Genomic DNA, 12224 nt, shown 5'->3' with positions numbered 1-12224 from the left:
GCAACTTTAATAAATGATAAAAAAAATAAAGAAAATACTAAAGAGGATTAAAGTATTAAATTAGAAAATAGCTATATATTAAAAGAATATATAGCTATTTTTTAAAATTTATTTTTTTAATACATGATATATTTCAGGAGTATCTATAGTGATTTTATCGAAAGTATATCCTTGACTTTTATAATACTTGATAATTCCTTTTATAGCTTGTGCAGTATTTTTATTAGCAGGAGCATTATGCATTAAAACAACAACGTTTTCTTTAGTTGACATTGCTCTATTTAATATAGTATCAGGTGAAGATGTAGGATTAGCACCATCTAATGTATCTTGAGTCCAATCATAAATTTTAAAATTATTTGAGTGAACTGCATCAACCATTTCATTAGTTAATCTATAGGTGCTATTATTTGTTCCAAATGGAAATCTTAAAATATAATAATTTTCACCAGTAACATCATATAAAGCTTTTTGAACTTGTTTCATTTCATTTATAAATCCAGAGGTACAACTATATAGTTTAGATCTTTCATGTGTAAAACTATGCAATCCTATGCTATGTCCTTCATTTTTCATTCTTAAAATTATGTCTTCTTGCCCTTTAATTTGCTCTCCAATTATAAAGAATGTAGCAGGGACATTTTCTTCTTTTAATATGTCTAATGTTTTTTCCGTTACTTTACCACCAGGTGCATCATCAAAAGTTAAGTAAACAACTTTTTTTGAAGAAGATTCTTTATTATCATCCTCACAACAAGCAGTGAAATTAGGAAAAATTAATAAAGTTAAAAGTGTAAAAGCAAGTAAGTGCGTTAAAAATTTTTTCATAAGTAATCACTCTTTTCTATAAAAATATATTAAAAATATAATTTATATAATTTAGTTATATTATGTGCAAAAATAAAATAATATATTTCTTGATATTTTTTTATAATAGGCATATAATAATAAAAAAGCTTTAAGTCGAAACAGAGATTTCGGTAAGTTCAAAGTTTTAAGTATTATTAGTATTTACAGGATAATTATAACTTATTACCGAATGTAAGAAGTTTTTTTATTTTATACCTTTAATAACAGTCCAGAGAGGCTGAAAAGGGAGAAAATTAATAGTTTCTCCTTACAATTAATAAATAAGGAGTGGATTTAATGACACAATTTACAGGTAGTATCTCATCAAAAAATGAAGCTGAAAAAGGAGTTAAAGCTTCACTTTTCAAATTAGTATTAGCACTTCAGCATTTAATTGCCATGTTTGGAGCAACTGTATTAGTTCCAATACTTACTGGGTTAGATCCATCAGTTGCATTATTTTCAGCAGGGATAGGAACATTAATTTTTCATTTATGCACTAAAGGAAAAGTTCCAGTATTTTTAGGTTCATCATTTGCATTTATTCCAGTTATTTTAGCAGTATCAGAAAAATATGGGGACTTGAGATATGCTCAAGGTGGAATTATTGTAGTTGGAGCAATTTATGTTTTAGTATCTCTTATAATAAAAAAGATAGGATTAAATAATATTAAAAAAATTCTTCCAGCTCAAGTTGTAGGACCTATGATTATAGTAATAGGAGTTAATTTAATTCCAAGTGCATTAGAAATGACAGGTGTAATTGAATTAATTTCAGGAAATAAAAGTGCTTTAATAGGTGTAGTAATTTCAGCAATAACTTTAGGAATAGCATTATTAATAAAAAAATTTAGTAAGGGATTTTTATCACAAGTTTCAATATTAATTTCAGTATTTATTGGATATATAATAAGCTTAATATTAGGACAAGTATCTGTTTTGGAAATTCAAAATGCAAGTTTAATTGCAATTCCAAGTTTTACATTACCTAAATTTGATACAGGAGCAATAGCAATTATAGCACCAGTAGTATTAGCAGTATTTATGGAGCATATTGGAGATATAACTACTAATGGGGAAGTAGTTGGACAAAACTTTGTAGAAGACCCAGGTTTAAATAGAACATTATTAGGTGATGGATTAGCTACCTTAGCAGCAGGATTTATTGGAGGACCAGCAAATACTACTTATGGAGAAAATACTGGAGTTCTTGCTATAACTAAAAATTATAATCCAGGCATATTAAGAATAACAGCTATATTTGCAATAATACTTAGTTTTATTGATAAATTTGGTGCTATCATAAGAACTATACCTCAGCCAGTTATGGGAGGAATAAGTTTAATATTATTTTCTATGATTGCAATAGTTGGAGTTAAGACTATAAAAAGAGAAAAAGTTAAGTTTAGTTTATTTAATATGATAGTGATGATTTCTATTTTATTTATTGGATTATCAGGAAATTTTTTAAGCTCACCTATTTCAATTAAGATTACAGAAAGTGTAAGTATATATGGATTAAGTTTGGCAGCTTTAGTTGGAGTTCTTTTAAATGTGATATTTACACAATTAAATAAAACTATAAAAAATAAATTTTAAAAGTAATTATAACGCTATTTAAAGTGTTTTGATTTTAATTTAGAAATTACTTTAAAATAAATATTTTTATCACAAAAAAACTTCCAATTGCGTATTATGTAAATATATGCTTTTAGGAGGTTTTTATGCGTATCAGAATAGATGATGATTTTGATAAGGATTTAGAGGAAGAATATAAATCAATTGATAATGATACAATAGTAGGAAATGGAGCATTATCAAACGAAAATATTCCTATAATTGATGTGAAAGCAGAGGATTTAAAAGAAGAAGCATTAGATAACCAAGGAAAAAATAATGTAATTAAAAAAGAAGAAACTAATAAATATAATTTAAGTAATGGATTTAGTATTGAAATTCAAGGTGCAACATTAATAGATGATAATGAAGTTGAAAATTATTTAAATAATAAAAATTTAAATTCTAATAATAATTTAATAGAAGATAAAAAAGATAAAGTAGAAAAAAGAAATGAAAGTAAAAAGATAAAAGAAAGTAATGAATATATAGAAAAGCGTGTAAAAGGAAAAATTGTAGTGGGGGTTAGACTAGGGGATAGAAAAGGAAAGCCTATATCAGAGGCAAAGGTAAATCTTTATGCTTTAAATGGTATATCACCTAAATTGATAAGTTCAAAATTAAGTGATAAAAATGGTATTGTTGTATTTGATGGTTTGCCAGAAGGAAGTTATAGAGTTATAGAAATAGTAAATAGAAGGTATTTTGAAAAACCAACATACATCCAATGGAATGAGGTAACTATTAGTAAAGATTTAAAAGAAGAAAGTATTATTGTAATTAATAGATTAAAAAAATATCCAAAATAGTTTAAATAGTGATAAAATAGTAATTATTAATTTTAGAGTTAGAGTTTATAAAAAATATTATTTTAACTCTAAAATTAATGATTTTTATATATAAAATAATTTTATTAAAGAAATGAGGATTTTACATTATGAAGCTGAAGATAAAGTATTTTAAAGAAGCAGTTAAGCTAAAAAAAATAAGTAAAGGAAATTGGATAGATGTTTATGCAAATAAAGATGTATTTGTGGCTTTAAATGAAAGAGCAATGATTCCTCTTGGATTTGCATTAGAATTACCAAAAGGGTGGGAAGGACATTTAGCCCCTAGAAGCTCAACATTTAAAACATGGGGAATAATTCAAACTAATGGTGTAGGAGTTGTTGATGATACATATATAGGAGATAATGATGAGTGGCACATGCCAGTATATTGTTTGCAGGCAAAAGATGAAAATGGAACTTGGATAAAAAAAGGAGATAAAATAGGACAATTTAGAATTATGGAAGTAATGCCAGAAATAGAGTTTGAAGAAGTAGAATTCTTTAATAACATAGATCGTGGTGGCTTTGGAAGTACTGGAGAAAGATGATTTATTAAGTATAATTATATAATTTTTTGTAAAAATATAGGGGAAATAATACGTTGTAACTAAATGTAAAATATGATAAAATAAACAAACAAAGGGTGTAGAAAATTAATACAAACAAAAGGGAGAATATGGGAAATATGAAGTATATTGATTTATCTTATGATATAAAGAGCGAAATGCCTGTTTATCCAGGTGATATGAAATTAACTTCGAATAAAGAAAAGGATTACGACAAGGATGGATTTAATTTATATTCATTTTCTACAACTATGCATATAGGGACTCATATAGATGCACCTTTACATATGTGTAAAAATAAAAAATCCATTTCGGAATATCCACTAGATAAATTTGTAGGTAACGCAGTTCTATTAGATGTACGTGGTGAAAAAGTAATAAGGATAAAAGATGAGTATTATAGAGATATAAAGGAAAATGATATAGTTTTATTATTTACTGGTTGGGACAGTTTCTATGGAAAGGATGAATATTATACTAATCATCCTGTGCTTAGTGATGAATTAACGGAATTTTTAATTAAGAAGAAAATTAAGATGTTAGGTATGGATATGCCTTCTCCTGACAGAGATAAATATGAAATTCATAAAAAATTATGTGAAAATGAAATATTTATTTTAGAAAATTTAACAAATTTGAATAAGCTACTATATAATGAAGGATTACAGATATTTGCACAACCATTAAAAATTGAAGCAGAAGCAAGTTTAGTAAGAGCAATTGCTGTATATAATGGATATTAAAATAATATAAAATATAAAAATAACAGAATACATTTGTGTTCTGTTATTTTTATTGCATAATATTTGCTAAAGAATATATTTTAGTAGATTATTTAGCATATTTTTATGGGTAAGTTTTTTGATAAATATTTTCATCTTATAAGATAAAAGAATATTATATAATATGAGTAATTAAAAGGAAAATAAATATGAAAAAAGAATTTATTATAGATATACAGTATGGAAATATTTATGGAGAAGGTAATGGAGAAACAGTCATTTTAAAAGGTGACTATTTATATGAAAATAATAATTATGTTGAAAACTTAGTTATTTCTATTAAAGATGAAAATGATAATATTGAAGAACACAAAATTAAAGCTAGTGGATATAACTTTAAAGTTTTTATTGGAAAGTTTTCAAGTAGCGATAGTGATGATATTTATATTTATGGAAAAAAAGATAAATCAGGTGAAAATCTAGTTAATATAATTTATAAGTATAATAAAGGAAAACTTATAGAGCTATTTAACGGAGAAAATTTTTCTTCAAACATTATTAAAGTTGACTTAATTTATGATTTAGAAAATCAATTAATAAATTTATTAGTTTATGAAAAGATTTTAGAAAATAATAATAGTAAGGCTTTTAATAAAACTAATACTTTAATATCTTTGAAAAATAATAAAATTAATGTAATAGATAAATATAGTACTGTTAGTGATAAAAGTATTTTAAATAAAATAGAAGAAAATAATATTAAGGCAAAAATTTTAGATAAGCTCCCTAAGGATGCAACTTTTATTAGCTTTGATAAGTTTGGTGGGAATAATGAATTAATTATTAAAGATATTGATGGTGATGGAATAGATGAAATAATTTGTGGATATGTATCTAAGAAAGTTCAATATATATCTGTATTTAGAGAAAAAGGAGGAAAAATAAATCTTTTAGATACCATTTTAGGGGAAGGATATGATATCTCTGATTTAATAATTGAAAAATTAAATCCAAGGTCAAGAAATAATATTATAATTGGGTGGAAGGTTGCTTCAATATGGTCACATTTAGATATATTAGAGTTTAAAGAAAATAAATTTAATAGATTATTAAAAGGAAGTAGTATAAATTATTCTAAAATTGACATAGTAAAATTTGAAGATAGAAAAAATAAATCAGTAAATATAGCATTATGGAGCCATGAAACAGGAGAAGCTTATAGTATACAAATATATTCCTTTAAGGGTGATAACTTAGAGAAAACATCTAAATATGATAGAAATTATTTTGAAAAGGTTGAAGAGTATTATAAGAAATTAATAGATAGAACAAGGGAAACACCTAAATATTTATATTATTTAATTGATGCAGAATGTAAATGTGGCAAAAAGAAAGAAGCAATAGAAAATATAAATAAAGCACTTCAACATTCAAATCCATACCCTTCAATAGAAGAGTTAAAAAGATTAAGAAAAAGAATTTAATTTAAAATGTAAAATATAGTGAGGAGAAAAAAAGAAGGTATTACTTATTTTTTCTCTTCACTCTTTTAATTTTTGTAAATATTTTAAAGTTTGGCTTAGGTAGAAATAATTAATTAAGTATGATAATATTAATATCTATAATGAATATATTTTAAATTTATTTAGGGGAGTACGTATGTTAACAGATGTTAAACCAATGGATTATGAGGAATATTTAAAAAATGCTACTGATGAGGAAATGATATTTATTAATGAATTATATGACCAAGGTCAAATTTTAGAAGAAGGTCTAAGATATATAATAGGTTTAAGTAATCATGTGAAGATATTAGTAATAACATCAACTAGATGTAAAGATTCTGCAACTATATTACCATTTTTAATAAAGCTTTCTCAATTTAATAAAAATATAGAGGTTAAAATTTTATTAAAAAATGATAATGAAGAATTATTAAGTATATTATCAGGTGAAAAGAAAGTACCAACTATTATGGTTATGGATAAGAATAATAATGTAATTAGAAAGTTTGTAGAATTTCCAAGAGGGGTAAAAGATATTTTAATAAGTAATCCAAAGGAAAAAACTCAAGAAATAATAGATGAAATGAGAAATGGAAAATATAATGATTTAATTCAAATAGATTTGATTAAACTTATTACAGGTAAAAAATATGAATACATATCATTTAATAGGTTAGATAAGTAATAGTAAACTAGGAGATTTCTCTTATGTTTTTATATAAGGAGAATTTTAATTAATGAAAAAATTTAAGAAAGTGTACATAGAAATTACTAATGTATGTAATTTAAGTTGCAATTTTTGTCCTAAAACTAAAAGAAAACATAAATTTATGGATAAGAAAGAGTTTAATTATATTTTAAATCAAGTGAAGCCTTTTACAGAACATATATATTTGCATTTAATGGGGGAACCTTTGCTAAATGAAAATATAGAATATTTTTTAGAGGAAAGTTTTAAAAGTGGCATCCATGTTAATTTAACAACTAATGGAACATTGTTAAAAAAATTTGGAGATAAGCTTATTAAAGCAAAGGCATTAAGACAAGTAAATATTTCTCTTCATAGTTTTGAAGCAAATAAAAAAACTGTGGAATTAGAGGAATACTTAAAAGATGTTAGTAATTTTATAGTAAATGCTAGAGAAAAAAGTGATATAATTTGTGCTATAAGACTATGGAATATGGATAGCAACGAATTAAAGGGGGAAAATAATTTAAACAAGGAAATTTTAAAGATTCTTGAAGAAAATTTAAAGCTTGATTTTTCATTGTCAGAAAAGTTACAAGAAACAAATAGAATTAAGCTAAAAGAAAAAGTATATTTAAATATGGCAGAAAAGTTTAATTGGCCAGATATAAAAATTGATTCTTTAGGTGAAGAGGTTTTTTGTCATGGTCTTAGAAATCAAATAGGAATTTTGGTAGATGGTACTGTTGTACCTTGTTGTTTAGATAGTGATGGAAATTTATCTTTAGGAAATGTTTTTGAAAAGCCATTAAAGGAAATACTAGAAGATGAAAGAGCAACTAATATATATAATGGGTTTTCAAGAAGAGTAGCTGTTGAAGATTTATGTAAAAAATGTGGATATGCTACTAGATTTAAAAAATAATATTATAAGTAAAAAAGCACCTAATAAATTTAAAGTGAGCTAAAATAAATAGACACTTTATTATTAGGTGCTTTATAAGTTAAAATTTAATATTTTTATTGAAAAGCAGAGTTTAATAACATAGGCATATAATAATCTAATAAGTTAAAGTTTTCATTAATTTCTTTTTTTATTGATAATAAACATCTATAATTTTTTGCTTTTGAGTAGCAATAGTTATCTTGAGATTTAGATTTAACCTTCCAAACTTCACAACCTTGGAATGGATTAGCAGTACCTATATAAAGAGTATTAGAAGAATCTACAAATAAATTTCTGCCACCATAATTATATTTATTGGAAAGTCCATTTAAAAATACTGGTGTGAAATTAGTTCCATCATTAGATTCATAAAGATCAAATCCAAAAGGATATTTTATAGAGTTAAGTTGAGAAACAATTGATTGGTATACTTTAATAAGCTTATCAGTTACTACAGAACCAACTTTATTTTCTATTAATGCTTTATTTGTAATAAGAAATTCTAATATAACTTCCATATTACTAGAATCATCAAAAGTGCTTATTAATAATTTATTTTGATATTCTTTTATTTGCCAAGCATAGACATTAAAGGGATTATTAAATCCAGACTCTAAACCAGATAAACTATTATTTCTTACTCCTTTAGATGGAATTGAAGGAGTTATAGGTCTACTTCCAACGACCAAGCTCCATTTATCGCTAGGTGATATTCTTATAATATCAAATCCTATTGGAGCAACCCAAGCTAGAGGTAATTTTTTAGTAGCACTTACATAAAGATGATTTTTAAAAGTTCCCATACTTAAAGTAGATTGATTTGAAGAATCGCCAAATCCTTTATCAACAATAAGAGTCCAATCATTTAATTTAGGGGTAGAACTATTAGTTCTCCATATTTGAATACCATCAGGGTTGCTTGTAGCAACATAAATTTTATTATTAAAAACCTTCATATCAGTTATAGAGCCATTTGGATTTTTAGAATTATCATATAATGGATCAGTTGAATCAATTTCATTTTTCCATGGATAAAATTCAGGATCTTCACTACTATATAAGTTAGGTGTTGAAATAAAGTTTTTTTCATCAATGGTAGCAATGTATAATTTACCTTTATGACTTATCATTGCACGAGAAGAAGTTCCTTTAAGAATAAAATCAGAAAGAGGAAACCAATTTACACCATTACTAGATTTAAATATTTTTAATTTACCACCATAACTAGCAGCATATAAATTTTTATTCCCATTAAAAGGTTTGTGAGAAACTATAAATCTAAGACCTGATATTTGAAGATATTTAGGAACAGAATAAACCTTTTCCCAAGGCAAAGAATCATTTTTTTTATATCTCCAAATTTCAGGAGTATTATTAGCAGAAGGTGGAGTTATTGAAATAGGAGTAATTATTTCAGGGGATATATTTTTAAATATATTGTAAGGAACATTTCTTCCAGTACCAACATAAATATATTGATCTAGTTCTTCCATTGACCAAGCATAATTATTTTGACGTGCATTATTTAAATTATTAAAGTCAAAACCATTTGTTGGTGTAGTATTTTTAAAAGAATACATAATATTAATTCTCCTTTATCATTAGAATGTTAGTTATTTTATACTTAATATACATTATATGAAAATATAAAATTTACAGTTACAATTTAAAATATAATCAGGTTGACATTTATAAAAATAATTGTTTAAATTACATATGTAGTAAAATGTCGAAAATACATTATAAATGTATTGGGTTAAATATACGGTTAAGAATAGAGGAGTAGATATGGAAAACAAAAGTTTAAAAAAAGAAATCAGTCTTTTTATGGCAACAATGCTTGTTTGTGGTAATATGATTGGTTCAGGTGTATTTATGTTGCCATCAACCTTAGCACAGGTTTCTGGTCCGGGAGCAACGATTATTGCATGGATTTTGACAACAATTGGATCAATATTAATTGCAATTTCATTTGCGAATCTTGGTACAAAGTATCCAGCTACAGGAGGAGCTTATCAATACACAAAAGAAGCCTTTGGTGATTTTGCAGGATTTTTAAGTGCTTGGCTTTATTGGAATGGATCATGGATAGGAAATGCGGCTATAATAGTTGCTATTACAAGTTATGCTTCAGCAGTATTTCCTGTATTAAATAAACCTATAGTATCTATAATATTTTCAAGTGCAGTTTTATGGATATTTACTTTAATAAATATATCAGGAGTAAAAAAAGCAGGGAAAATTCAATCATTTGTTACAGTATTTAAAATATTATTTTTTGGATTATTTATAATAGTTGCATTTTTAAATTTTGATTCTGCAAATATATTACCATTATTTCCAAGTGAAAAAGGATTTAGTACAGTTCCTTTAGCAGCAACTTCAACACTTTGGGCATTTATAGGACTTGAAAGTGCAACAGTAGCTGCAGGTGAATTAGAAAATCCAGAAAAAAATATAAGAAAAAGTACAATTTATGGACTTATAATATCTTCGGTAATATACTTATTAATAAGTATAGGAAGTATGGGGGCTATGAGTAATATGGAGTTATCTCAAAGTTCAGCTCCACTTACAGATATATTAACAAATGCCTTAGGAAGTGGTTTAGGAAAATTACTTACAGTTGCTGTTGTTATTTGTATTTTAGGTACTATAATTGGATGGCTTTTATCTACAGCTAGAGTAGCTTATGCTGCTGGAGTTGATGGTGTGTTTCCTAAATTTTTTGGTAAGGTAAATGAAAAAACAGGAACACCTGTTAGTGCATTAATATTTGGTTCGGTTTTAGTAAACATATTATTAATAATGAATTTCCAAAAGGGTATGGTTGATGCATTTACATTTATAACAATACTTGCAACACTTTCATATCTTCCAGTTTATCTTTTAAGTGTATCAGCAGAAATGATGCTTATATTTAAAGAAGAAAAGAAATTTAATTTTAAAATATTTATTAAAAAATCGGCTTTACCATTATTAGCATTTGTATATGTTATTTGGACTATATATGGTTCAGGAGCAGATACTGTTATGTGGGGATTTATACTAATGTTAATAGGTATACCTGTATACATATATAATCATCATAAAAACAAATAGAATAGTTTAAATTAAAAAGTCAGTAATAACTTTAGCTAGAAATTATTTATTAAAATATAGCTATAATTATTATTGACTTTATTTTTAATAAATAATTAACTTTAAAAAAACTTAACAACTTTTAGATATAAAGTATGCTAAAATATAAGTAATATTTTAAATATGGAGGACAAAAATGAAAATAAATTGGAATAATAAATACGCCACTATAGCAACATATGCTTTTTTAGTTATTTGTGCAAGTATTATTTTATATTTGGGAATTTCAAAAGTTAATTTAATTAAAGCAAGTATAAATGGTTTTCTTAAAACATTACAACCATTTATTATAGGAGGATCATTAGCATATTTATTAAACTTTATTTTAAGATTTTATGAAGATTGTATATTATCTAATAAAGCTTTTAAAAATTTAAAAAAATCAGGTAAGAGGGGAATAGGTTTAGTTTTAACTTATGTTACTGCAACTATAATTACATATTTATTTATACAATTTGTATTACCTCAATTAGTAGATAGTATTATTGGATTAGTAAATAATATACCTCAATATTTAAATGATTTAACTAAGATTACTAATGACTTATTTAATAATTTAAATCTTCAAGCAGAATATAAAACTTTAATTACTGATAAATTTGGTGAAGCAATAACACACATGATAACTTTGATAAGTAATATGGTTCCTGTTATTGGAAATTTTATTATGAATGCAACATCTAGTATATTAAACATAATAATAGGTATAATAGTTTCTATCTATATATTAATAGATAAAGAAAAATTTATGGCATTAGGTAAAAAAATAATTTATGCATTATGTTCACAGGAAAAAGCTAAATTTATTTTAAGATTAGCAACTCATAGCAATATGACATTTAGTAGATTTATTGGTGGTAAAATTTTAGATTCATTTATAATAGGTATATTAACGTTTTTAATATTAACTATATTTAAGATGCCATATATATTATTAATTTCAGTAATAATTGGTGTTACTAATATTATTCCTTTCTTTGGTCCATTTATAGGGGGGATACCAGCAGCAATAATAATATTATTTGTATCTCCAATACAAGCGTTATGGTTTGTTATAATAATTATTATAATTCAACAAATTGATGGAAATATAATTGGACCTAAGATTCTTGGAGATTCAATTGGAATATCAGCATTTTGGATTTTATTCTCACTTTTAGTTGCAGCTAAATTTATGGGCTTTGTAGGTATGGTAATAGGAGTTCCTTTATTTGCAATATTCTATTCAATTGTTAAAGAAGTAATTGAAGAGAAATTAAGAAAGAAAGGTCTGCCAATAGAAACAGAAAAATATAAATAATATAACTATAATTATGTATATAAATTTCTAAAGTGTTTATACTATAATAATGTAAAGACA

Annotated in this window: 11 protein-coding genes; 9 read left to right on the top strand and 2 right to left on the bottom strand. The window is 25.0% G+C overall.

Annotated features, from left to right (window positions below):
- Positions 1 to 108: 108 nt before the first annotated feature.
- Positions 109 to 828, bottom strand: a complete 720-nt coding sequence (locus tag QZ321_RS03695) for a polysaccharide deacetylase family protein (protein ID WP_291741005.1) — start codon at positions 826 to 828, stop codon at positions 109 to 111.
- Positions 829 to 1146: 318 nt separating this feature from the next.
- Here QZ321_RS03695 and QZ321_RS03690 point away from each other — a divergent pair, with 318 nt between their 5' ends.
- The 7 genes from QZ321_RS03690 (at position 1147) to QZ321_RS03660 (ending at position 7702) form a co-directional block, all read left to right on the top strand.
- Positions 1147 to 2448, top strand: a complete 1302-nt coding sequence (locus QZ321_RS03690; RefSeq protein WP_291746644.1) for a solute carrier family 23 protein — start codon at positions 1147 to 1149, stop codon at positions 2446 to 2448.
- Between the two features lie 125 nt (positions 2449 to 2573).
- Positions 2574 to 3275: a prealbumin-like fold domain-containing protein gene (locus QZ321_RS03685; protein ID WP_291746641.1), complete on the top strand. Its 702-nt coding sequence runs from the start codon at positions 2574 to 2576 to the stop codon at positions 3273 to 3275.
- A 128-nt stretch (positions 3276 to 3403) separates the two neighbouring features.
- Complete coding sequence (locus QZ321_RS03680; RefSeq protein WP_291741012.1) at positions 3404 to 3844, top strand: deoxyuridine 5'-triphosphate nucleotidohydrolase; 441 nt, start codon at positions 3404 to 3406, stop codon at positions 3842 to 3844.
- 137 nt (positions 3845 to 3981) lie between these two features.
- Positions 3982 to 4605, top strand: a complete 624-nt coding sequence (locus QZ321_RS03675) for a cyclase family protein (protein ID WP_291741013.1) — start codon at positions 3982 to 3984, stop codon at positions 4603 to 4605.
- 188 nt (positions 4606 to 4793) lie between these two features.
- Positions 4794 to 6068, top strand: a complete 1275-nt coding sequence (locus QZ321_RS03670) for a hypothetical protein (protein WP_291741015.1) — start codon at positions 4794 to 4796, stop codon at positions 6066 to 6068.
- Positions 6069 to 6243: 175 nt separating this feature from the next.
- Positions 6244 to 6774, top strand: a complete 531-nt coding sequence (locus tag QZ321_RS03665; protein ID WP_291746638.1) for a thioredoxin family protein — start codon at positions 6244 to 6246, stop codon at positions 6772 to 6774.
- Between the two features lie 52 nt (positions 6775 to 6826).
- Entirely contained in the window at positions 6827 to 7702 is an 876-nt protein-coding gene (locus tag QZ321_RS03660) for a radical SAM/SPASM domain-containing protein (protein ID WP_291746635.1), read from the top strand.
- 95 nt (positions 7703 to 7797) lie between these two features.
- Here the strand turns inward: QZ321_RS03660 and QZ321_RS03655 are convergent, their stop codons facing one another.
- Positions 7798 to 9303, bottom strand: a complete 1506-nt coding sequence (locus QZ321_RS03655) for a hypothetical protein (protein ID WP_291746633.1) — start codon at positions 9301 to 9303, stop codon at positions 7798 to 7800.
- 208 nt (positions 9304 to 9511) lie between these two features.
- On the opposite strand from QZ321_RS03655, the gene QZ321_RS03650 reads away from it, so the two are divergent.
- Both QZ321_RS03650 and QZ321_RS03645 read left to right on the top strand, forming a co-directional pair.
- Positions 9512 to 10825, top strand: coding sequence for an amino acid permease (locus QZ321_RS03650; protein WP_291746631.1), 1314 nt, complete (start codon positions 9512 to 9514; stop codon positions 10823 to 10825).
- Positions 10826 to 11000: 175 nt separating this feature from the next.
- Complete coding sequence (locus QZ321_RS03645) at positions 11001 to 12164, top strand: AI-2E family transporter (protein ID WP_291746629.1); 1164 nt, start codon at positions 11001 to 11003, stop codon at positions 12162 to 12164.
- Positions 12165 to 12224 lie beyond the last annotated feature (60 nt).

It is taken from the genome of uncultured Clostridium sp., assembly GCF_910588715.1.
GTDB lineage: Bacteria > Bacillota > Clostridia > Clostridiales > Clostridiaceae > Clostridium.
The sequence above is the reverse complement of the archived record's forward strand: the minus strand, read 5'-3'. Positions and strand labels throughout refer to the sequence as shown.